This is a genomic window from Bradyrhizobium centrosematis (genome assembly GCF_045571495.1).
Taxonomy (GTDB): Bacteria; Pseudomonadota; Alphaproteobacteria; order Rhizobiales; family Xanthobacteraceae; genus Bradyrhizobium; species Bradyrhizobium centrosematis.
This window is the reverse complement of record NZ_CP120703.1, coordinates 537,263-558,592: the sequence shown is the minus strand read 5'-3', so window position 1 is coordinate 558,592 and position 21,330 is coordinate 537,263. Positions and strand designations below refer to the sequence as shown.

Sequence of the window (21,330 nt, the reverse complement as noted above, 5' to 3'; positions counted from 1 at the left end):
ATGGCGAAATCAGACCAACCCACAACCATCAAGAAATACGCGAACCGCCGGCTCTACAACACCGGAACGAGCACCTACGTGACGCTGGAAGACCTCGCCGCGATGGTCAAGGATGGCGAAGATTTCCTAGTCTATGACGCCAAGACCGGCGACGACATCACCCGCTCCGTGCTCGCCCAGATCATCTTCGAGCAGGAGAACAAGGCCGGCCAGAACCTGCTGCCAACCACCTTCCTGCGCCAGCTGATCCGCTTCTACGGCGACAGCATGCAGATGGTGGTGCCGAAATATCTGGAGCAGTCGATCGCGACCCTGACGCAGGAGCAAGAGAAGTTCCGCAAGCAGATCGCCAACACCCTGTCCGGCACTCCCTTTGCTCCCTTGGAGGAGCAAGTTCGCCGTAACATGGAGCTGTTCCAGCAGACCTTCTCGATGTTCAAGCCGTTCGCCGCGCCCCGCCCGGCGGCCACGGCCGAGCCGGAGCCCGATGCCAATGCAGAGGCCCCGAAGGACAGCAACATCGACGATTTGCGCCAGCAGATGAAGGAAATGCAGGAACGCCTGGAGCGGATGTCGAAGAAGGACGAGTAGGTCTTTCGTTCGCGCCGGCGCGTCCGCGTGCGGGCGCGCGAATTTCATTGCGGCACCGCCCATGCGCGCTGCCGTTCCGGCCCAGGCCAGAGCCGCCATGTCCGACCGCACCACGCACTGGCAGAACGTCTACGCCACCAAGGGCGAAGCCGAGGTCAGCTGGTTTCAGGATGACCCGGCCATTTCGCTCGCGATGATCCGCGCGGCCAATTCCGATCGCGAGGCCGCCATCATCGATATCGGCGGCGGCGCTTCGCGTCTGGTCGATGCATTGCTGCAGGACGGATATCGCAACATCGCCGTCCTGGATCTCTCCGCCAATGCGCTCGACACAGCCAGGAGGCGCATCGGCGCGACCGCTTCGATGGTCGACTGGATCGTCGCCGACGCCACGACATGGCGGCCCGGGAAGACCTACGATGTCTGGCACGATCGCGCAGCGTTTCACTTCCTGACCGATCCACGCGACCGAGCCGCTTACGTCGAACGTCTGCGCTCTGCGGTTGCGCCCGGCGGCTATGTCGTCATCGCGACGTTCGCGCTCGATGGTCCGGAGAAATGCAGCGGCCTGCCGGTGCAGCGCCATGACAGCGCCAGCCTCGCAGCAGAGCTCGGGCCGGACTTCGAGCTGGCCGAGACGCGCAGCGAGACGCATCAGACGCCGTGGGGTTCGACGCAGGCATTTCAGTTCAGCCGGTTCATGCGACGAGGCTGATAAGCACGCGACGCAAGCTTGGCATGTTCACGGAAGCAGCGAGATCAAGCCGCCAGCTTCACCGCATGCGCAAAGTCCCAATAGAGCTTTCGCGCTTTGGCATAGAGCGGGCCCGGCTTCAGCTCGCGCGCGTCGATGCGGATCACCGGAGCGACCTTGGCGAAATTGCCGGTGGAGAAGATCTCGTCGGCGGCCAGGAAGTCGGCATAGCGTAGCGTCTTCTCGACCACGGTGACGCCGTCGCCGCGAAGCAGGTCGATGACACGCTGGCGCGTGATGCCGTTCAGGAAGGTGCCGTTGGGAACCGGCGTGTAGACTACGCCGTCCCTGGCCATGAACACGTTGGAATTGCCGAATTCGGCGACGTTGCCGAGCATGTCGAGCATCAGCGCGTTCTGGAAGCCGCGTGAAGCGGCTTCCGCCAGTGCGCGCGAATTGTTGGGATAGAGGCAGGCCGCCTTCGCCTCGACCGGCGCACATTCGGCGGTGGGCCGCCGGAACGGCGACAGGGTGATGGCATTGCCGACGGGCTTTGGCATCGGCGCCTCGTAGATGCACAGGCACCAATTGGTGGTCTCGGGGTCGAACAGCACGCCGCCACCCGAGCCGTTCTGCGCCCAGTACATCGGACGGATGTAGAGCTCGGCATTGGCCGCAAAGCGCGCGATGCCTTCGGTTGCCAGCGTGAGCCAGGTGTCGGTCTCGACCACCGGCTTCAGGCCGAAATTGATGGCGGATTGATTGGCGCGCGCGAGGTGACGGTCGAGATCGGGCGCGACGCCCTCGAACGCGCGTGCACCGTCGAACACCACCGAGCCGAGCCAGGCCGCATGCGTGCGCGGACCCATGATCGGCACATTGCCGTCGTGCCATTTGCCTTCGAAGAAGGTCCAGCTCGGCGAATATTCGATCGGCTTCTTGATCTCGGCCATATCAGGCCTCCCCCTTGAAAAGATCCCGGCACTATTGTCCCGATTTCTAAACGATTTACTGCGGGAACTGGGCATCTCCCTCTGCGGGCTTGCTCCGCCTCTCCCGCTTGCGGGAGAGGCCGACGCGCAGAGCGCGGCGGGTGAGGGGTCTCTCGACGTAGGGATATCCTCCCTAATCCCTAGCAATCCCGACGCGGAGACACCCCCACCCCAGCCCTCCCCCGCAAGCGGGAGAGGGAGCCTAGCGCCGATGCCGCCGTATGGTTCACTCCATATGCGATGGCCCTGCCCTGGAGGGAGGGAAAGACGTGACAAACCGGCTATACTGTCGACCACGATACGGAGTGTCCCATGCCGCTCGATCCGCTCGCAAAGCGTCTGTTGACCATGATGGCTGCGGCTGCGCCGGAGGCGCGAGGTCGGCCGAGCGTGGAGGCGCGGCGGCAATCGCTGGCAAAGCTGATGCAGCTCGCCCGCACTGATGCGCCGGATGTGGCGACACGCGACGGCGTGCTGCCCGGCCGCGCCGGCGAACTGGCCTATCGCCTTTACACGCCTGCAAATGCCGATGAGCTTGCGCCCGGCTTCGTGTTCTTTCATGGCGGCGGCCTCGTCGCCGGCAGCATTGCCACGCATGACCGCATTGCGGCGGCGCTGGCGCATGCCACCGGCTGCCGCCTCGTCTCGGTCGACTACCGGCTCGCGCCGGAGCACAGATTTCCTGCCGCCGTCGAGGACGCGATCACCGCCACTGAATGGGTCGCGCGCGAGGCCACATCGCTCGGCATCGATGCGGATCGCCTCGTGGTCGGCGGCGATTCCGCCGGTGCAACGCTCGCTGCGATCGTATGCCAGGAGGCGACGCAAACCGCCGGCCTCGCCATCGCCGCGCAATGCCTGATCTGCCCGGTGCTCGACTTCGAGGAAACCTCGCCTTCACGCGAAGCTTTTGCCGAGGGTCATCTGATCGATCGCGTCACCATCGAGGCCGACCTTTCCGACTATCTGCCAGACGGCATCGACACCGCCGATCCCCGCGTGTCTCCCCTGCGCGCCGCACGGTTCACAGGCCTGCCGACCGCGATCATCCACACCGCCGAGTACGACCCGATGCGCGATGAAGGCAATGCTTATGCCCGCAAGCTGCTCGCCGCAGGCGTCGCCGTCGAGCATGTCTGCCACGAGGGCATGGTTCACAATTTCCATGCCATGGGTGCGATCCTGCCGCAGGCGCAGCTCGTGCTGTCGCAGATCGGCGAACAGGTGCGGCGAGCGGTGGAGAGGTAATGCGAATCACGCGCGCGCGTCGAGCACGGCCCTGGCTGCCACGACATAATCGGGCCAATGCGCGTCCGCATAGCGCTCCGCCTGGCGGGCGCAGGTGATGTCTGGCGCATGCGCGGCAGCGATCATGCGGGCAAAGCGTTCTTCGGCAACCGTGGTGTCATCAGGCCTGCGCGCAGATGCGGCCGCGACCGCGGTCGGAGCGACGGCGAGCCCCGCCATTCCAGCGAGCAGGATGCGGCGTGACGTGGTCATGGCTGTCGTCCTCCATTGTCCGGCCGACTGCTCCTGCGAGCGAGTCGATGCAGTCATGGCAAGGTAGCTGCGCCTATCGATGCAGTCCATGGCTTGCGGATAGTGCTTGACCACGGGAACGATCACGTTCCATCTAGCACGCCATCCCGCCAACATGGCCCCACGCGTCGGATTGTCACGTGTCCCCTCGCCCATCGCATCGTCCGGCCTTGCGCGCTGTCGCGATGGGGCTGGCCTGCCTGACGATTTCGGCCAGCGCGGCCTGCTCCGCCGAAGCCGACGATGAGGAGGACGCACCGGCGAAACCTGCGGTCCCAAACATCTACCTCGACCTGCGCACGAGCTATGCGTCGATTCCGGCTGGGACGCTCGGGCTCGGCTTCGGCACCACGGCACTGTCGGCGGCGCTCGAAGCCCTGGCGGTGCGGAGAGGCGCAGCGCTGGCGAACGGCCTGCCGGCGGCGAAATCGGTTGCCGTCGACCTGCCGCTGACCGTCGACGTCAACGACCGCGTCTCACTCTATGGCGGCGTGTCGGGCTCGACGACCGATATTGGCGGCGGCTGGTCGACCTTCGACATCACGAGCTGGAACATCGGCGTGCAGGCCGATCTCTACCAGCAGAATGGCGGGACAATCCCAACCATCACTCTGCAATCGACCCTGACGCAATCGGTGCCGAACGATCAGGGCATGACGAATTCGTTCAACAACATCCTGGAATTCGATTACGCGCTCGACGAGGACGAGACGCGAGGCTGGCTTGCCGGCATGCAGTATACCTACGCCACCATCGCCAGCCCGTTCTCCAGAATCCGGCCGAACACGATCCTCTATGCCGGCGGCTATTATCAATGGCCGAGCAACTGGAAATTCACCGGGCGCCTCGGCATGCAATCGTTTGGCGGCGCGCAACTCGCGGGCCGAACGCTGGCAGAGTCTTTCACGCAGCCGGTCCTACGGCTCGACCTCGATCGCATGGACGACAGCGACAACCGCCTGTTCGGCGTCACCGCGCAGATCGCGTGGATGCCGAAGCCGTCCTACCAGGTGACGTTGCGAACGCCGCTCTACGCCGTGCGCAACTGACTGGGATCATGGTGGATAGGTGGTAAACCGAATCTGCCGATTTCCGGGGGTCGCTCCAGCGGGCGATCCCCTGACGTTGAAGATGAACGACTTTCGCATCGCTGCGGGCCGTCAGCGGCCCTTCCGGGCCATGGCCTGCTTGTGAGTTCTCTCGCCGGAGAGCCCATCCAGTTACCTCTCGGCAATATGCTTGCGACAGACTGGGCCGGAGTGACGCTGGGAGGTGCGAATGCCCCACTTGGTCCCGGAACGGACGTTCCTTGCCGGAAAGATCTTCTTCAATTTCGGCCAGTCGACGATCGATTGCGTCGTGCGCCGGCTGACCGAAGAGGCGGCGACGCTCGAGATGGAGAGCGGCCTCGGCGTGCCCGAGCGCTTCCAGCTCAGGCTCGGCGGGCGCGAGGTCCTGACCTGCCGCGTCGTCTGGCGATCGGACCGTCAGGTCGGCGTCGTCTTCGAGCAGGAAGGCAGTGTCGATCGCCTCGCCGGCGAGGAGCGCGGGCGCTCGTCCGACGCAATGATGCGCGGACAAATGCTCGCGCTTCGCGCAGCCCTCGATTTTGTCCCGCTCGGCATCGTGCTTTTGGACGCAAATCTTCGAGCAAGGTTGATCAACCGCGCGTTCCGCCAGATGTGGCAATTGCCGGATGAAGTCGCCAACAGCTATCCGTCGTTCATGACCCTGATGCATCATGGCCGTGACACACTCGCTTACGAGATTCCGCAGGCTGACCTCGAGGCCTATGTCGCTGAGCGGGTCCGCCACGTTCAGGCCGGGGACGCATCGCCGCTTGACCTCCGCCGCTCCGTCGGCGACGTCGTTCGCATGCAATGTACGCCGCTGCCCGATGGTGGGCGGATGCTGACCTATACGCCCGTCACCGACATCGTGCGCTACTCCGACGAGCTGAAACTGCTGCGCGACGCGCTTGAGAATGTCGAAGACGGCGTGCTGCTGCTCGATCACGACCTACACGCCACCTTCATGAACCGGCGGATGCGCCGGTTCTGGGATGTAAGCGAGCGGGAGGCCGCGAGCCGGCCGTCCTATGCATCACTGGTGACCCGCGCCCATCGCGCCAGCGCGCCGGACATTCCGACAAATGAGCTGGCACGATTTCCGGCCAAGCGGGTGGCGGAAGTCAAGGCTGGCGACCATGTACGCGACCTGCAGACGCCGGACGGGCGGCGCATCAGGGCTCATTGTACCACAATGTCGAACGGCGGCCGCATGTTGACCTATGTCGACATCACCGACCTCACGGAAAAAGCCGCGTTGTTGGAGACGCTCGCGAAAACCGACCCGCTCACCGGCCTCTACAATCGTCGCCACTTCCTCGAGAGCCTCGATGCCGAATGGAGCCGGTTCCAGCGCTACTATCGCTCGGTCTCGGTGCTGATGCTCGATATCGATCACTTCAAATCGGTCAACGACCGCTACGGCCATGCGGTGGGCGACGCCGCGATCAGGGCTGTGGCGACCGCGTGCCTCGACGGCAAGCGCAAATCAGACATCGTCGGCCGCCTCGGCGGGGAGGAATTTGCAGTTCTGCTGCCCGAGACCAGCCTGTCGCGCGCGCGGATTGTCGCCGATCGTATCCGCAAACGCGTGATGGGCGCGCAGGTCGTCGCCGGCCAGATCCAGTTCGGCATTACCGTGAGCGTCGGCATCGCCGAGGCCACCGTCAGCATGTCCGGCATCGACGCGCTGATGAGCGCGGCCGACAATGCGCTGTACCAAGCCAAGGCCGAGGGCCGCAACCGCTGCATCGCCTTCGCAGCCCCGCCGCCAGCAAGCAAGGCGGCGGAGTGATGGACGGACGCAGCTATTGTTCCGGCACCGGTACGTCGAACGTGTTGAGCGTGACCGAGACCATGCAATAGACGCCGACGAGATAGGACAGCTCGGCCGCGCCATGCTCGCCGAACTCCCTCACCGCGGCGCGCCAGGTCAATTCCGGCAGCACGCCGCCGCTGACCAGCGCGGATGCCATGTCGTAGGCGACCGCCTCCTGCCTCGTGAGATCGACCGGCCGCTGGCCGGCGACGATGGTCGCGAGCTTCTCGTCGGAGAGGCCGCGCTGCTCGGCCACCAGCACATGGGCATAGAGCTCGTAGCCGGAGCGGAAATGTGAGCCCGTGACGAGGATGGCGACCTCGCGCACCGGAGCCGGCAGCAGCGGGTTCGAGGCGATCGCCTTGACCAGATCCCACACCGGCTTGCCGAAACGCGGCTCGCGGATCTAGGGATTCCAGGGCCCGAGCAGCGCGCCGTCCTCGCGCATGTTCACGAAGCCCTTGAAGTGGTCCTTGATGCCCGCCCGCATGTCGTCATAGAGCGGCTTCTGTTCGTCGGTCAGATCCTTGGGATCGAGAATGGGAAGGCGCACGGCGCAGATCTCCTCGTTGATAAGACGAGGCTTGCCCGCATGTGCGTGCAACGCAAGTGAAGTTGCCGTGACATCGCACGCCGGGCGGGCGTTCTGACAAAATTCGATTATGTCGCCTCGGCGCTCCGGGCGCTCTGTGGATTTGCGACGTCATCGACGGCAAGTGTCAGCGGCTCCCCCGTCGCGAGGAATGACGACAACATGGCTTCGAACGGCGCCGGATCGAGACCGCGTGCGGCGAGCCAAGCGGGCTCATAATAGGTCTGCCGATAGCGCTCGCCGGAATCGCAGATCAGCGTCACCAGCGATCCCGCGACATTCGCTTTGCGCATCTCCGAGGCGAGCCGGCACAGTGCCAGGAAGTTGGTGCCGGTGGAGCCGCCCACCGGGCGGCGCAGCCGGCGCGACAAGACGTTCATTGCCGCGATCGTTGCTGCATCCGGGATCTTCATCATGCGGTCGACCACGCCGGGTACGAAGGACGGCTCGCAGCGCGGCCGGCCGACGCCCTCGATCAGCGACGGGCGATCGCAAGTCTGGGAGCGGTCCTGCGTGCGGAAGCAATCGAAGAAAGCGGAATGCTCGACATCGGCGACGCATAGCCGGGTCGGATACTGGCGATAGCGCAAATAGCGCCCGATGGTGGCCGAGGTGCCGCCGGTGCCGGCGCCCATCACGATCCAGTCCGGCAGCGGCCGCGGCTCGCCGGCCAATTGCGTGAAGATCGATTCGGCGATGTTGTTGTTGCCGCGCCAGTCGGTTGCGCGCTCGGCAAACGTGAACTGGTCCATGTAATGGCCGTTCAGCCGGGTCGCGAGCGCGGCAGCTTCCGCGTAGAGCGCGCGGCCGTCGTCGATCAGATGGCAGTTGCCGCCATAATGCTCGATCGCGGCGATCTTCTCCGCCGAGGTCGTGCGCGGCATCACCGCGTAGAAGGGCACGCCGATCATCTCCGCGAAATAGGCCTCCGACACCGCGGTCGATCCCGACGATGCCTCGACCACGGGTGTGCCTTCGCGGATGTGGCCGTTGCAGAGCGCATACAGAAACAGCGAGCGCGCGAGGCGATGCTTCAGGCTGCCGGTCGGATGCGTGGATTCATCCTTGAGGTAGATGTCGATGCCCGATAGGGCCGGCACGATCAGCCTGATCAGATGCGTGTCGGCGGTGCGGCACTGGTCGGCCTCGATCGCGGCCACAGCCTCGTCGACCCAGCCGCGCCGATAGGCCGGTCCGGCTGGATGATGGTGGCGGAAGGGAAGCGGCTCCATCGGCATGACCATGCGAATCCTTGAAAACTGACGCCCATCTAGCATGAGGGGCATCGCGTCTCCCGCTCAAAATTCCAGCGGCGCGTTGTCGACGACCTCCTTCATCACGAAGAAGGTGCGGGTCTGGCGCACGCCGGGCAGCGCGATGAGCTGCTCGCCGTGGATGCGGTTGAAGTCCTCCATGTCGCCGACGCGAATCTTGAGGAAGTAGTCGAAGTCGCCGGCAACGAGATGGCAGTCGAGCACGAATTTCAGCTTGGCGATCGCCTGCTCGAAAATCGCAAAGCTCTCGGGCGTCGAACGATCCAGCACGACGCCGACCATCACCAGCGTGCCCTTGGCCACCTTCTTGGGGGCGATCATGGCGCGGACGGCAGCGATGAAGCCATCCTCGAACAGTCGCTGGGTGCGGCGGTGGCAGGTCGCAGGACTGATCGCGACCGTTTCGGCCAGCTCGGCATTGCTGAGCCGACCGTTATTCTGCAGCAATCTCAGGATCTTAAGGTCAGTGCGGTCGAGCCGGGAAGCCATGAAAGAAGCTTTCATAGATAGCTATGATTATGGAAGATTTAGTGGAAGATAGCGTCAATTCTGCAACAAGGTACACAACATGGACGCAATATTCGAGAGCACATTTTTACGACGCGATGCTAGGCAGCGGGCAACACCAACGCCAATCCGGATGACCCATGAAGCTGGACAAATTTCCGCGCTATCCTTTGACCTTCGGCCCGACGCCGATCGAGAAGCTGGAGCGGCTATCGAAGCATCTCGGCGGCAATGTCGAGATCTATGCCAAGCGCGAGGACTGCAACTCGGGCCTTGCCTATGGCGGCAACAAGCTGCGTAAGCTCGAATATATCGTTCCCGACGCGATCGCCTCCAACGCCGACACGCTGGTCTCGATCGGCGGTGTGCAGTCCAACCACACCCGCATGATCGCCGCGGTCGCGGCCAAGCTCGGCATGAAGTGCCGCCTGGTGCAGGAAGCCTGGGTGCCGCACGAGGACGCCGTCTATGACCGCGTCGGCAACATCATGCTCTCGCGCATCATGGGCGCCGACGTGCGCCTGGTCGACGACGGCTTCGATATCGGCATCCGCAAGAGCTGGGAGCAGGCGATCGAGGACGTGAAGGCTGCCGGCGGCAAGCCTTACGCCATTCCCGCCGGCGCCTCCGTGCACAAATATGGCGGCCTCGGCTATGTCGGCTTCGCCGAGGAGGTGCGCAAGCAGGAGGCCGAACTCGGCTTCAAGTTCGACTACATCATCGTTTGCACGGTGACGGGCTCCACCCACGCCGGCATGCTGGTCGGCTTCGCCGCCGACGGCCGCGCCCGCAAGGTGATCGGCATCGATGCCTCGTTCACGCCGGCACAGACCAAGGCGCAGGTGCTCGAAATCGCGAAGAACACGGCCAACCTCGTCGAGCTCGGCAAGGACATCGTTGCCGATGACGTCGTGCTGATCGAGGATTACGCCTATCCCGCCTATGGCGTGCCGTCGGAAGAGACCAAGGAGGCGATCCGCCTCACCGCACGGTTAGAGGCGATGATCACCGACCCTGTCTACGAGGGCAAATCGATGCAGGGCCTGATCGACCTCGCGAAGAAGGGTTACTTCGAGAAGGGCGCCAAGATTCTCTACGCCCATCTCGGCGGTGCGCCGGCGCTGAACGGCTACGGCTACGCGTTCCGGAACGGGTGAGGATACCCGTGTCGTCCCGGGCAAGCGTCAGCGCAGACCCGAGACCCATAACCACAGGGAGTGGTTTGACGAAGAACGTCGTCGCGCCTGCCTCGAGATAGATCACGCGGTATGGATCCCGGATCTGCGCGCGCTTTGGGCGCGCTTGTCCGGGATGACGATATGGAGGAATTAGCGCGCCTTACCGCGTCCTGACGATCTGCAGCAATTCCTCGCCATAATGCTCGAGCTTCTTGTCGCCGATGCCGGGAATGTTGCGGAGCTCGTCGAGTGTCGTCGGCCAGGCCCGGACGATGCCGTCGATGGTGGCATCGTGCAGCACGACATAGGCCGGCACGCCGCGCTCGCGCGCCACCTCCGCGCGCCATGAGCGCAGCCGGGCGCGCAGCTCGGGATCGACATCGCCTTGCGGTGCGCTTGCGGGGGTCGCAAGATCGCCGCGGCGGGATTTGGCGCGGCTGGCGCGAACGCGCGTGGCGGGCGCTTCCTCGCGCAGCCATACCTCCGTCTCGCCGCGCAGCACGCCGCGCGCGGTCTCCATCAGCTTCAGCGCGCCATAGGCCTCGCTGTCGCTCTGCAGATGGCCCATCGCCACCAGTTGCCGAAGCACGGTGCGCCACTGCTTTTCGTTGAGCTCGCGTCCGATGCCGAACACGGACAATTTGTCGTGGCCGAACTGCGTCACCTTCTCGGTCAGGCGCCCCACGAGCACGTCGATCAGGTGCATGGCGCCGAAACGCTGCCCGGTGCGATAGACACAGGACAGCAGCTTCTGCGCCAGCACCTTGCCGTCGCGCATCTTCGGCGGCGTCAGGCAATTGTCGCAATTGCCGCAGCTCTCGCCCATCACGACCTCGCCGAAATAGGCGAGCAGCCGGCGGCGCCGGCAATGCGGCGTCTCGGCAAGGCCGACCAGCGCATCGAGCTTGCCGATCGAGACCCGCTTGAATTCGTCGGAGGCGCTGGACTCGTCGATCATGCGCCGCTGCTGCACGATGTCCGAGAGACCATAGGCCATCCAGGCCGCCGACGGCTTGCCGTCACGCCCGGCACGTCCCGTCTCCTGATAGTAGGCCTCGATGCTCTTGGGCAGGTCGAGATGGGCGACGAAGCGCACGTCCGGCTTGTCGATGCCCATGCCGAACGCGACGGTCGCGACGATGACGATGCCGTCCTCGTTGAGAAAGCGGTCCTGGTTGCGCGAGCGCAGCTGGCCGTCGAGCCCGGCGTGGTAGGGCAGCGCCGTGATGCCGGCGTCCTGAAGCGCGGCGGCGACCTCCTCGACGCGGTTGCGGGACAGGCAGTAGACCACGCCGGCATGGCCCGCATGCCGCTCCCGGATGAACTCCTTCAGCTGCGACACCGCGTTGCGCTTGTCGACGATCTCGTAGCGGATGTTGGGCCGGTCGAAGCTGGACACGAATTGCGGCGCGTCCGCGAGCTGAAGCCGCGCAACGATCTCCTTGCGCGTGAGCTCGTCGGCGGTCGCGGTCAGTGCGATGCGCGGCACGCCGGGAAAGCGCTCGGCGATGATGGAAAGGCCGACATATTCCGGGCGGAAGTCATGGCCCCATTGCGAAACGCAATGCGCTTCGTCGATCGCGAACAGCGCCACCTTGGCCTGCGCCAGCAGCGACAGGCAGCGCGGCGTGACCAGGCGTTCCGGCGCGACATAGAGCAGATCAAGATCGCCCGCGAGCAGGCGCCGCTCGATGTCGGAGGCCTCCTGCGGCGTCAGCGACGAGTTCAGCGCGGCGGCGTTGACGCCGGCCTCGATCAGCCCGGCGACCTGGTCGCGCATCAAGGCGATCAACGGCGACACCACGACGCCGCAGCCTTCGCGCAGCAGGGAGGGAAGCTGATAGCACAGCGACTTGCCGCCGCCGGTCGGCATCAGCACCAGGCAGTTGCCGCCGTCGGTAACGTGACTGATGATTTCGCCCTGCGCACCGCGAAAGCCGGGCAGACCGAACACCGAATGCAGCACCGACAGCGCATCGCGGCCGTTGGCCGGCGCAGGCAGCGGAGCGGTGGAGGGAACGGACATGGGCGTTCAGGGTACAAGACCGAAGAGATTCGTCACAACGCCAGTCGCATGCTGGCGCGGGCGTGGCAAGTCCATCTTCCGCCTCTCCCCGCTTGCGGCAGGGCAATCGCATATGGGGGCGACTCGCCTGTGGCCGTCCTTCGAGACGCCCGCCGTTGGCGGATGAGGACCGAATGCGCGGCTGCAGGCTCAACGAGCACCGGTGCTGCTTAGCCTCATCCTGAGGAGACCGTGAAGCGGTCGTCTCGAAGGACGAGGCGCGCACTCAGCTCGCTAAACGCCAATGCGACTGCCCTGCAGCCAGCGGGGCGAGGTGAAAAGCTACGCCCCGATTCGCCGGAGCGCTTCCGCAACCGTCACGATCGGCATGTTGCGCTTGCCGGCGGCCTCCAGCGCATGACGCATCAAATCCGGCCTGCAGCCGTAGGGGCTTGGCCTGTCGGCGACGTCATGGCCGTAGAAGATCAGCCATCCGCCGCTCGCGACGGCCTCGTCGAAATAGCGGTCGACGCCCGCTCTATCGATCTCGCAATCGACCAAGGGCGAAGCCCGCAGGAACTGGAGATCGATGACGTCGCGATTGACGCCGGGAAGGATGCCGCGCGCCGAACGGAACGCCTTGGCGAGCTGCGGCTTGCGCCAGACCGAGGCGATGCCGAAGGGATAGGCGAAGTTCTCCAGCGTGATCGAGGAGTCGATCGCGCGAAAATGGGCGCGGTTGCGCTCGATCTCGCGCGCCATCGCGGCCTCGTCGAGGTTGGCCGAGCTCCGGTGCGAGAAGGTGTGACAGGCAATCTCGTGCCCGGCGCGGTGAAGCCGGACGATCGCGTCGCCCGACAAGCCGCGCCAGTAGTCCGATGGCTGATCGATCAGGCTTCCGGCAAGATAGAACGTGCCCCGGCCGCCATGCTTCTCGAGAAGCGCAGCGCCCTCGCCTGCGGCGCTATCGGGCGCATCGTCGAAGGTGAAGCTCACCATCGGCGCATGAGCGGGCAGCCGGTGCGGCGCGGCGCGGAAATGCCGGGCCAGCCGATTGCTCACGCGTCCCTGGAGTGCCGACCACACGACCGCATTTCCCGTGATTTCCGTAGTCCCGTACTGAAACATTCCTGCGCCGGATGAGGCAAGCTCAACGCTTGCGCAATCCTAACGCGGAGCCAATATTCTTCGCCCGGCGCACAGGGATCGAGGTATCTGCCTCCGCGCTGAGATATTGCAACCAATTGCGAAAAAGCACCGCTGCCGCACTGCCGGCGCCGATATCGGCACGCAAATTCAGCCCAGGCAGCTCGTTGGTGAGCGCGGGATGGCGCTCGTGCGCCGCCTTCTTCTCGAAGCGGAGCAATTTCTCTTCCGTCACTGCGTCAAAATAGCTCACCGGAAGGCGCGGATAAGTCTCGCGCTCCCGCGCAAGATAGCGGCCGATGTCGCGCAGATATTCGCGCTGGAGCGACAGGGCGTCGTATTCGGGGTGGCCCTGGAAGAACACGAAACGGCTGGCATATTGGCGCACGAAAACGTCGACGCCGGCCTGCGCCGAGCGTGTCAGCACCTGGTAACCGGCCTGTACCAGGTCGCTCTCCGCGATCTCGTTCAGGCGTGAATGCGAAACCTTCAGCGGCGCCGGCGCGCCGTGCGTCAGCGGATCGCTCGCTACCGCATCGCAATCGAAGATGCCGTGGCATTTGGCCGGCAGCCGTCGCCGTTCGATATTGTCGAGGTGCAGCACCGCGGCGTGCGCGGCAAGGCACGACCAGATCGTCGAGCGCGTGTTGGACTTGGCCCAGTCGATCAGCTCGGTGAGGTCGCGCCAGTATGGCTCCTGGTCGAGCTCGGGCGCGACCGGCTCCGCGCCTGTCACGATCAGCCCATCAAATTTCTGGCGCTGGAGGTTGGAAAGGTCGGAATATTCGTTCTCGACATGCCACCTCGCTTCCGGTGAACGCTGCACGCTCGGAAGCGAGAAGCAGTGGAAGCGGATGCGGCAAGGGCCGGCTGCGGCCTGGAGCAGCTTCATGAACTGCCGCTCGGTCGCCTTCAGCGCCGGATCCGGCATATTGTTGACGAGCCCGATCGTGAGTTCGACGCCGTGGTCGCGCGCGAGATCGCGCTCGGTCGGCGCCAATGCCGGGCTCGAGATGGCTTGATCCCTGTCGATCAAGATCGTCATTGGCGCGGCCGTCTACTCCGCGGCCTCGAGGCGCGCCGACCGGCAGGCCTTCTCCAGCGCCTGGTCGATGTCCTCGATGATGTCGCAGACGTGCTCGATGCCGATCGAGAGGCGAATGGTTTCCGGCAGCACGCCGGCAACCCGCTGCTGCTCGGCCGACATCTGCCGGTGGGTGGTCGAGGCCGGATGGCAGGCCAGCGACTTGGCATCGCCGATATTGACGAGGCGCGTGATCAGCTTCAGTGCGTCATAGAAGGTCTTGCCCGCCTCCATGCCGCCCTTGATTCCGAAGGTGAACAGCGAAGAGGCATTGCCGTCGAGATACTTTTGGACGAGCGGGTAGTACGGGCTGTCCGGGAAACCGGTGTAATTGACCCACGCCACACGGGGATCGCCGCGTAAAAATTCGGCGACCTTGCGGGCGTTCTCGACGTGGCGCTCCATGCGCAGCGCCACGGTCTCGATGCCCTGGAGCAGCAGGAAGGCGTTGAACGGCGACAGCACCGAGCCCATGGTGCGCTGGTAGACGCTGCGCGCACGCTCGATATAGGCGGTGCGGCCAAAGCGCTCGGCATAGACGAGGCCGTGATAAGAGGCGTCCGGCTTGTTGTAGGCCGGGAAACGGTCGGCGTATTTGGCCCAGGGGAAGTTGCCGGAATCGACGATGGCACCGCCGAGCGTGGTGCCGTGGCCGCCCAGGAACTTGGTCAGCGAATGCACGGCGATGTCGGCGCCGTAATCGAACGGCTTGAGCAGGATCGGGGTTGCGACCGTATTGTCGACGATCAGCGGCACGCCATGCGCATGCGCGATTCTGGCCAGCGCCTCGATGTCGCAGACATTGCCGGCGGGATTGCCGATGGTTTCGGCGAACACCGCACGGGTGTTCTGGTCGATCAGCTTCTCGATCGCCTCGGGCTTGTCGCTCTCGGCGAAACGGCCGGTGATGCCCTGCCGCGGCAGGATGTGCGAGAGCAGCGTGTGCGTGGTGCCGTAGAGCTGCGGCACGGAAACGATGTTGCCGCCGTGATCGGCGACGTTGACGAAGGCGAAATGCAGCGCCGCCTGGCCGGTCGCCACCGCCAGCGCGCCGACGCCGCCTTCGAGCTGGGCGATCCGCTTCTCCAGCACCGCGCTGGTCGGATTGGCGATGCGGCTGTAGCGAAAGCCCTCTGCCTCGAGGTTGAAAAGCGCCGCGCCGTGATCGGCGCTGTCGAAGGCGTAGGCCGCCGTCTGGTAGATCGGCACAGCGACCGCGTGCGTGGTCGCTTCGGGCTCGTAGCCGGCGTGAATAGCGATCGTCTCGTTGCGCATCGTGCCACCTCCGCGTGGGGCGGACCGCACTTATTGGCCTGGAATGAGGCATGCGCGTTATCCGCCACGCCCGTGTTAGAGGCGGGTGGTAAAGCGGACAATAATTCGCATAGAGATCGAGGAAGTAACCCTAACGTTTGCCGGGGAATTGCCCAGGATTCGGGTTAAAGCGAATTAACGAAATTGCTGATTGGTCCGCCGCGTGGGCTCCGAACCACCCTCTCCCCCAAAAGGTAGGGCAATCGCATATGGATTTCGCGAGGACCGCGGGCTTGCTCCGCCTCTCCCGCTTGCGGGAGAGGCCGACGCGCTCGCAGAGCGCGGCGGGTGAGGGTTTTCGCCACTCGGGGGCATCTTCCGCAATTTCTAGCAATCCCGATGCGGAGACAGCCCCCACCCCAGCCCTCCCCCGCAAGCGGGAGAGGGAGCCGACTGCCACTGCCGCCGCATCGTGCACACCATATGCGATTGACCTGCCCCCAAAGGGAAGAGGGGGCACCTTCATTGCGTCGACAGATTGCTTAGCCTCACTTCATCCTCGCCCAGAGCTGGCGCGTGAGCACGCCGGCGCGCTTCTCGATCGCGGCTGCCGCATCGAGCGCGAGATCCTCGCGATAGCGGCCGGCAATGAGCTGCACGCCGATCGGCTTGCCGTCGTGGAGAGCCACCGGCACCACCGCGCCGGGCAGGCCCAGCACGTTGATCGCGGAGATGAAGCGGATCTCGCCCCAGAAGATCTCGCGGACGCGCTCGGCGCTGACGGTGTCCTCGCGCGGGCCGGGCGTCGGCTTCACCGTGGTCGGCGCCAGCACGACCGGATACTCCTCGAAGAACAATTGCCAGGCGCGGATATGGCCGTTGCGCGCGGCGGTCGCCTGCATCCAGGCCTTGAGATCGAGCAAATTGGCCTTGGCCTTCATGCCGCCCCAGGCCTTGTGGAAGTCCTCGGAGGTGACCTTCAGCATGCCGGCTTCCTGCATCACCACGGTCTCGTTGGTGATGATGTCGCACCAGGTCTGCCAGACGCCGTTGATGTCGGGCACCTCGAGCTCGGTGACGCGATAGCCGGAACGTTCGAGATGATCCGCGGCACGGCGCAGCGCCGCGGCGACGGACGGATCGACGTCCATGTCCTCAGGGATCTTGGCCAGCGCCACCTTGATCGGTCCCTTCGGCTTCTCGCCGACGAGCGGCGCCGGCACCCACCAGGGATCACGCGGATCGCGCTGGCTCATCACCTCGAGCGCAAGGCGGACGTCCGCGACGTGGCGCGCAAGCGGCCCCTGCGCCGACATCAGATGCGCCAACATCGGCCGTTCCGCCGTTGCGCTCCCGTTGAACGCGGGGATGCGTCCCTGGGTCGGCTTGATCGTGGCAACGCCGTTGCAATGCGCCGGCCAGCGCAGCGAGCCGCCGATGTCATTGCCGTGGGCGATGGTGCCGATGCCGGCGGCGACCGCCGAACCCGCACCGCCCGACGAGCCGCCGCAGGTGATCTCGGGATCCCAGGGATTGAGCGTCAACCCATGCAGAGGATTGTCGGTAAAGCCGCGAAAGGAGAATTCCGGCGTGTTGGTGAGCCCGATGACAATCGCGCCGGCCTTCTTCAGGTTGCGCACCACGGGCGCATCGGACGGCGCGACCAGATCCTTGTTGGCGGGCACGCCGTTGAAATTCGGCCGGCCTTCGTAATCGACGTTCTCCTTGATCGTGATCGGCACGCCGTGCAGAAGGCCGAGCGCACCGCCCTTGGCGCGCTGCTTGTCGGCCGCATGGGCGGCGGCAAGCGCTTCTTCCGAGAGATCGACGACGACGGCGTTCAGCTTCGGATTGACGGCGCGCATCCGCTCGAGATGGGCTTCGACCGTCTCGACTGCGGAGATCGCGCCGGAGCGGATTGCGGCCGCGGTCTCCACCGCCGACCATTGCCAGGCTGGCCCCTTCGGACGCTGTGATGCGGCGGACGTCCCTCGAACCGCCTTCCTGGCCGGCTTCGCGACCACGCTCTTGCGGTTGGGGCTCGCCTTGCTCGGAGTCTTCGCCGCTTTTTTCAAGATACTTTTCTTCTTGGTCGCCGTCTGCTTCGCCACGCCAGCATCTCCTTCAATTGCGCGGCGGAGGTTACGGACGACACCCGGCCCTGTATAGGTGCGTTTCTGCATGGCGCGTTGGCGTGAGGACCGATGCGACCAACCGTCACCGGTCCCCACACCTTCGCTCTACTCGGCCGGACACGCTGCGGCGCCGGCCGGCGCACGGTCGAGCCGGAGGCTCCACAGCGCCAGCACGAGACCGATGGCCGTGATCCCGGCTGCGGCCAGAGGCAGCGCGGACAGACCAAGTCCGCGATCGATGGTGACGCCCCCGGCCCAGGCGCCGAGCGCGTTGCCGAGATTGAACGCGGCGATGTTGAGGCTGGAAGCAAGCGTGCGACCGCTGGGGCCGGCGGCCTCCAGCACCCGTAGCTGGAGCGGGGCGACGGTTGCGAAGGCGGCGACGCCAAGCAGCAAGATCAGCGCGATGGAAAGACTCTTGATCGATAGCACGGCGGCCAGGCCAAGCAGCACGATCGCAAGCGCGCCAAGCGTGCCGGTCAGGGCCCGTGCGAGGCCGCGGTCCGCAAGCCTGCCACCGGCGACGTTGCCGATCGCAAGGCCAACGCCGAACACCAGCAGGATCGGTGAGACGGCAGCCTCCGAGAAGCCGGTGAAGCGTGTCAGGATCGGCTGGATGTAGGTGAAGACGACGAACAGCCCGGCGAAACCGAACACGGTCATGGCAAGACCGAGCAGCACCTGCGGACGGCCGAGCACGGCCACTTCTTCGGCGAGCGAGATCGGCTTGTCGCCATTGCCGACATGGCCGGGTACAAGCACCGCCACGACCACAAAGGCTACCATGCCGATGACCGTCACCGCCCAGAACGCCGCGCGCCAGCCGAGCATAAGGCCGAACCAGGCGCCGAAGGGCACGCCCAGCAGCGTCGCGACCGTCAGGCCGATGAACATGGTGGCGATCGCAGACGCACGCTTGTCGTCGGGGACGAGGCTGGTGGCGACCACCGAGCCGACACCGAAGAACGTGCCGTGGGCAAGCGAGGTCAGCACGCGTGCGGCCATCAGCAGCTCGTAGTTCGGCGCCAGTGCGCAAGCCGCATTGCCCAGCGTGAAGATCGCCATCAGCGCCAGCAGCACGGTTTTCCGCGGCATCCGCCGCGTCGCCAGCGTCAGCACCGGCGCGCCGACGAACACGCCGAGCGCATAGCCTGAAATCAGCAGGCCCGCGACCGGCACCGAAACATGCATGTCGGCGGCGACCTGCAGCAGCAGGCCCATGATGATGAATTCGGTGGTGCCGATACCGAAGGCACCGGCGGTAAGCGCGAGGACGGCGGGAGGCATGCGTTGCTCCAATGGATGAAACCAGCCGCGGAGATAGCGGCACCGTCGTGAAATCATTAGAATGTCTGCAATCCAATCATTTGTGACATGAATTCAACATGGCTCGTTTTGACACCAACCGCTCGGCCGAGATGGAGGTCTTCGTCCGGGTCGTCGACCTCGGCGGCTTCACCCAGGCCGGGAGAAAGCTGCGCCTGACGCCGTCGGGCGTCAGCAAGCTGATCTCGCGTCTGGAGTCGCGCCTTGGCGCGCGGCTCCTCAACCGAACCACGCGCAAGCTGACGCTGACGGAGGAAGGCCAGGCCTTCTACGAGCGCGCGTTGCGCATCCTGGCGGAGATGGAGGAGGCCGAGCGCGAGGCGGCCTCGGGCGCGGCGCCGCGCGGCCGCCTCACGGTCAATTGCAACATTCCCTTCGGCATGCTGCATGTGATGCCGCTGATCCCGCGCTTTCTGAAGCAGCATCCCGACGTCACGCTCGATCTCGTGCTGACCGACACGGTGATCGACCTGATGCAGGAGCGCGCCGATGTCGCCATCCGCGTCGGCCCGTTGCGCGCATCAAGCCTGGTCGCGCGAAAGCTCGGCACCAGCCGCATGGTCGTGGTCGGCGCGCCGGATTATCTCGCCCGCTGCGGCACGCCGAAGATTCCGGCCGACCTCGCCGATCACCGCGGCATCGGCTGGACCTTTCCGCGCAGCATCCGCGGCTGGCCGTTCAAGCGTGGCGAGCACGCCGAGGAGGCACTGCCCCCGCCCGTCGCGCGCGCCAGCGACGGCGAAGCCGCCCGCCGCCTCTGCCTCGGCGGCGTCGGCCTGGCCCGCCTCGCCCTCTTCCACATCGGCCCCGACATCGAGGCCCGGCGCCTCGTCCCGGTGCTGCAAGGCTACAATCCCGGTGACCGCGAAGACATCCACGCTGTCTATGTCGGCCACACCGCCCCGCTCCCCGCACGCGTGCGCGCGTTCATCGATTTCCTGGCGGAGCATGTGAAGGTGAGCGATCCGGCGCTGAAGCGAGCCGGGGATGGGAGGTGGAAATTGGTGTGAGGCCGATGGCGGAGAGAGTGTCCATTCGCTTAGCCCCCGTCGAAGTTCGTCTAAGCTCGCCAAGTCTTTAGAATTCAGCAGCTTACGCCCGTCGAAAGCCCGCCGAGCTTCGCGGAAGCCCGTCTCATGCCACCCGCCTGGAATGGGTATCTCGATTGGTACAGCTCATTGCATCCTTATTCGTGAAAATCGGGAATTATCCAGCAAAGCCAATCCCTCTTTTCGGCGCTACTTGGAGAGTTCAAGGAGAAGGGCCTCCAAAATGTATCTGGGAAAAGGACGGGCGGCGGACTATGAGCGCGTGGCTAAGAACACTGACTATGTCCCCCCACCAAAAAGCGGCGAGCCGGTCGAGAGATCGCTTCCCCATGGCGTCGAGATTTGCGCGACGGGACTGATCTTGCCCAAGAAGCTGGATGTTGCTCAATGGGAGGAGATTGGAGCCAAGCTCTGCACCATCGATAGAGCGATGCAGTGGGCCATTGGAGATTGGTGGGCATATGGCGACAAGACTTATGGCACCCGCAAGGCGGCGGCGCTGGCGAAGAAGCTCCCTTATGAATTTGGCAGCTTGATGAACCTCGGCAGTGTTGCCCGCCGAGTGACAAGCTCATCTCGAAATGAGGCTCTTAGCTGGAGCCATCATGTGGCTGTGGCGGCTCTTACTGCCGAAGACCAAAAAGAACTGCTGGCCAGAGCGGCAGAATTCAGGTGGCCGGTCAGCAAGCTGCAAGAGGTGGTCGCGGGCAGACGGGCTCGGGCGAGCGAAGACGGTCTCGGTGCCCGGCAGCCTCATGAGCCAGAGCAGAACGGAGAGTCCGGGCAGGCGATCGGGCATAATTCTGAACAAACCCAAGGCTACTTTAATTGGAGCGCAGATTTCTTGATGCGGGCAAGCAAGGCTTATCGATTATGCCCATGGAATGGCATGGTCGACATCGAGCAGCTGAAGGATGCAAGCGAAGCAGCAATCCAGGAACTTGTTGAAGAGGCCTCAATTGTCGCGGAGTCTTGGACAAAAGTCGCCCGCCAGCTCAAGGAACACCAACAAACCCTTCTAGCGGTTCGCAATCCGCGCTCTGCTCGCAAGCTCAACTAGGGAGCGTCCGCTTGGGCA

The 21,330-nt window shown here is 64.8% G+C and carries 18 protein-coding genes and 1 pseudogene; 8 read left to right on the top strand and 11 right to left on the bottom strand.

What is annotated here, in order from left to right:
- Positions 1-591 (top strand): polyhydroxyalkanoate synthesis repressor PhaR, encoded by a 591-nt coding sequence (gene phaR, locus P6U31_RS02635; RefSeq protein ID WP_407186728.1) that lies wholly within the window; start codon positions 1-3, stop codon positions 589-591.
- 97 nt (positions 592-688) lie between these two features.
- Positions 689-1,306 (top strand): class I SAM-dependent methyltransferase, encoded by a 618-nt coding sequence (locus P6U31_RS02630; protein WP_407186727.1) that lies wholly within the window; start codon positions 689-691, stop codon positions 1,304-1,306.
- A 44-nt stretch (positions 1,307-1,350) separates the two neighbouring features.
- On the opposite strand, the gene P6U31_RS02625 is transcribed toward P6U31_RS02630, so the two are convergent.
- Positions 1,351-2,238 (bottom strand): branched-chain amino acid aminotransferase, encoded by an 888-nt coding sequence (locus P6U31_RS02625; RefSeq protein ID WP_407186726.1) that lies wholly within the window; start codon positions 2,236-2,238, stop codon positions 1,351-1,353.
- 351 nt (positions 2,239-2,589) lie between these two features.
- On the opposite strand from P6U31_RS02625, the gene P6U31_RS02620 reads away from it, so the two are divergent.
- Entirely contained in the window at positions 2,590-3,525 is a 936-nt protein-coding gene (locus P6U31_RS02620; RefSeq protein WP_407186725.1) for an alpha/beta hydrolase, read from the top strand.
- A 6-nt stretch (positions 3,526-3,531) separates the two neighbouring features.
- Here the strand turns inward: P6U31_RS02620 and P6U31_RS02615 are convergent, their stop codons facing one another.
- Complete coding sequence (locus tag P6U31_RS02615) at positions 3,532-3,777, bottom strand: hypothetical protein (RefSeq protein ID WP_407186724.1); 246 nt, start codon at positions 3,775-3,777, stop codon at positions 3,532-3,534.
- 209 nt (positions 3,778-3,986) lie between these two features.
- On the opposite strand from P6U31_RS02615, the gene P6U31_RS02610 reads away from it, so the two are divergent.
- Both P6U31_RS02610 and P6U31_RS02605 read left to right on the top strand, forming a co-directional pair.
- Entirely contained in the window at positions 3,987-4,865 is an 879-nt protein-coding gene (locus tag P6U31_RS02610; protein WP_407190069.1) for a hypothetical protein, read from the top strand.
- Between the two features lie 229 nt (positions 4,866-5,094).
- A complete protein-coding gene (locus P6U31_RS02605; protein ID WP_407186723.1) occupies positions 5,095-6,678 on the top strand; it encodes a diguanylate cyclase in 1,584 nt (527 codons plus the stop codon).
- A 13-nt stretch (positions 6,679-6,691) separates the two neighbouring features.
- On the opposite strand, the pseudogene P6U31_RS02600 reads toward P6U31_RS02605, so the two are convergent.
- The 3 genes and pseudogenes from P6U31_RS02600 to P6U31_RS02590 form a co-directional block, all read right to left on the bottom strand.
- Positions 6,692-7,255: pseudogene (locus P6U31_RS02600) on the bottom strand (carboxymuconolactone decarboxylase family protein).
- Between the two features lie 107 nt (positions 7,256-7,362).
- Positions 7,363-8,526 (bottom strand): PLP-dependent cysteine synthase family protein, encoded by a 1,164-nt coding sequence (locus P6U31_RS02595; RefSeq protein WP_407190068.1) that lies wholly within the window; start codon positions 8,524-8,526, stop codon positions 7,363-7,365.
- A 66-nt stretch (positions 8,527-8,592) separates the two neighbouring features.
- Positions 8,593-9,057 (bottom strand): Lrp/AsnC family transcriptional regulator, encoded by a 465-nt coding sequence (locus P6U31_RS02590; protein ID WP_407186722.1) that lies wholly within the window; start codon positions 9,055-9,057, stop codon positions 8,593-8,595.
- Positions 9,058-9,215: 158 nt separating this feature from the next.
- Here P6U31_RS02590 and P6U31_RS02585 point away from each other — a divergent pair, with 158 nt between their 5' ends.
- Positions 9,216-10,232: a 1-aminocyclopropane-1-carboxylate deaminase gene (locus P6U31_RS02585; protein ID WP_407186721.1), complete on the top strand. Its 1,017-nt coding sequence runs from the start codon at positions 9,216-9,218 to the stop codon at positions 10,230-10,232.
- Positions 10,233-10,413: 181 nt separating this feature from the next.
- Here P6U31_RS02585 and recQ read toward each other — a convergent pair whose 3' ends face one another.
- From recQ to P6U31_RS02555, 6 genes are all read right to left on the bottom strand, one after another.
- On the bottom strand, positions 10,414-12,279 hold the full coding sequence (gene recQ, locus P6U31_RS02580) for a DNA helicase RecQ (RefSeq protein ID WP_407186720.1): 1,866 nt from the start codon (positions 12,277-12,279) through the stop codon (positions 10,414-10,416).
- Between the two features lie 321 nt (positions 12,280-12,600).
- A complete protein-coding gene (locus P6U31_RS02575) occupies positions 12,601-13,344 on the bottom strand; it encodes a polysaccharide deacetylase family protein (RefSeq protein WP_407186719.1) in 744 nt (247 codons plus the stop codon).
- Positions 13,345-13,408: 64 nt separating this feature from the next.
- Positions 13,409-14,449, bottom strand: coding sequence for a homoserine O-succinyltransferase (locus P6U31_RS02570; RefSeq protein WP_407186718.1), 1,041 nt, complete (start codon positions 14,447-14,449; stop codon positions 13,409-13,411).
- 12 nt (positions 14,450-14,461) lie between these two features.
- Positions 14,462-15,763, bottom strand: coding sequence for an O-acetylhomoserine aminocarboxypropyltransferase/cysteine synthase family protein (locus P6U31_RS02565; protein WP_407186717.1), 1,302 nt, complete (start codon positions 15,761-15,763; stop codon positions 14,462-14,464).
- A gap of 527 nt (positions 15,764-16,290) precedes the next feature.
- The gene (locus P6U31_RS02560) at positions 16,291-17,853 is read right to left on the bottom strand and encodes an amidase family protein (RefSeq protein ID WP_407186716.1); all 1,563 of its coding nucleotides are present in this window, start codon (positions 17,851-17,853) and stop codon (positions 16,291-16,293) included.
- A 129-nt stretch (positions 17,854-17,982) separates the two neighbouring features.
- On the bottom strand, positions 17,983-19,164 hold the full coding sequence (locus P6U31_RS02555; protein WP_407186715.1) for an MFS transporter: 1,182 nt from the start codon (positions 19,162-19,164) through the stop codon (positions 17,983-17,985).
- A gap of 98 nt (positions 19,165-19,262) precedes the next feature.
- Here P6U31_RS02555 and P6U31_RS02550 point away from each other — a divergent pair, with 98 nt between their 5' ends.
- Positions 19,263-20,213 carry a LysR family transcriptional regulator gene (locus tag P6U31_RS02550; RefSeq protein WP_407186714.1) on the top strand — a complete coding sequence of 317 codons (951 nt, stop codon included), beginning with the start codon at positions 19,263-19,265 and terminating at the stop codon, positions 20,211-20,213.
- A 262-nt stretch (positions 20,214-20,475) separates the two neighbouring features.
- A complete protein-coding gene (locus tag P6U31_RS02545; protein WP_407186713.1) occupies positions 20,476-21,312 on the top strand; it encodes a hypothetical protein in 837 nt (278 codons plus the stop codon).
- Positions 21,313-21,330: the final 18 nt, after the last annotated feature.

Coding starts and splice junctions, on each gene's coding strand:
- recQ (WP_407186720.1), bottom strand. CDS start 12,279: ATGTCCGTTCCCTCCACCGCTCCGCTGCCTGCGCCGGCCAACGGCCGC.
- P6U31_RS02555 (WP_407186715.1), bottom strand. CDS start 19,164: ATGCCTCCCGCCGTCCTCGCGCTTACCGCCGGTGCCTTCGGTATCGGC.
- P6U31_RS02630 (WP_407186727.1), top strand. CDS start 689: ATGTCCGACCGCACCACGCACTGGCAGAACGTCTACGCCACCAAGGGC.
- P6U31_RS02620 (WP_407186725.1), top strand. CDS start 2,590: ATGCCGCTCGATCCGCTCGCAAAGCGTCTGTTGACCATGATGGCTGCG.
- P6U31_RS02550 (WP_407186714.1), top strand. CDS start 19,263: ATGGCTCGTTTTGACACCAACCGCTCGGCCGAGATGGAGGTCTTCGTC.
- P6U31_RS02595 (WP_407190068.1), bottom strand. CDS start 8,526: ATGGAGCCGCTTCCCTTCCGCCACCATCATCCAGCCGGACCGGCCTAT.
- P6U31_RS02565 (WP_407186717.1), bottom strand. CDS start 15,763: ATGCGCAACGAGACGATCGCTATTCACGCCGGCTACGAGCCCGAAGCG.
- P6U31_RS02590 (WP_407186722.1), bottom strand. CDS start 9,057: ATGGCTTCCCGGCTCGACCGCACTGACCTTAAGATCCTGAGATTGCTG.
- P6U31_RS02625 (WP_407186726.1), bottom strand. CDS start 2,238: ATGGCCGAGATCAAGAAGCCGATCGAATATTCGCCGAGCTGGACCTTC.
- P6U31_RS02605 (WP_407186723.1), top strand. CDS start 5,095: ATGCCCCACTTGGTCCCGGAACGGACGTTCCTTGCCGGAAAGATCTTC.
- P6U31_RS02585 (WP_407186721.1), top strand. CDS start 9,216: ATGAAGCTGGACAAATTTCCGCGCTATCCTTTGACCTTCGGCCCGACG.
- P6U31_RS02615 (WP_407186724.1), bottom strand. CDS start 3,777: ATGACCACGTCACGCCGCATCCTGCTCGCTGGAATGGCGGGGCTCGCC.
- P6U31_RS02545 (WP_407186713.1), top strand. CDS start 20,476: ATGTATCTGGGAAAAGGACGGGCGGCGGACTATGAGCGCGTGGCTAAG.
- P6U31_RS02570 (WP_407186718.1), bottom strand. CDS start 14,449: ATGACGATCTTGATCGACAGGGATCAAGCCATCTCGAGCCCGGCATTG.
- phaR (WP_407186728.1), top strand. CDS start 1: ATGGCGAAATCAGACCAACCCACAACCATCAAGAAATACGCGAACCGC.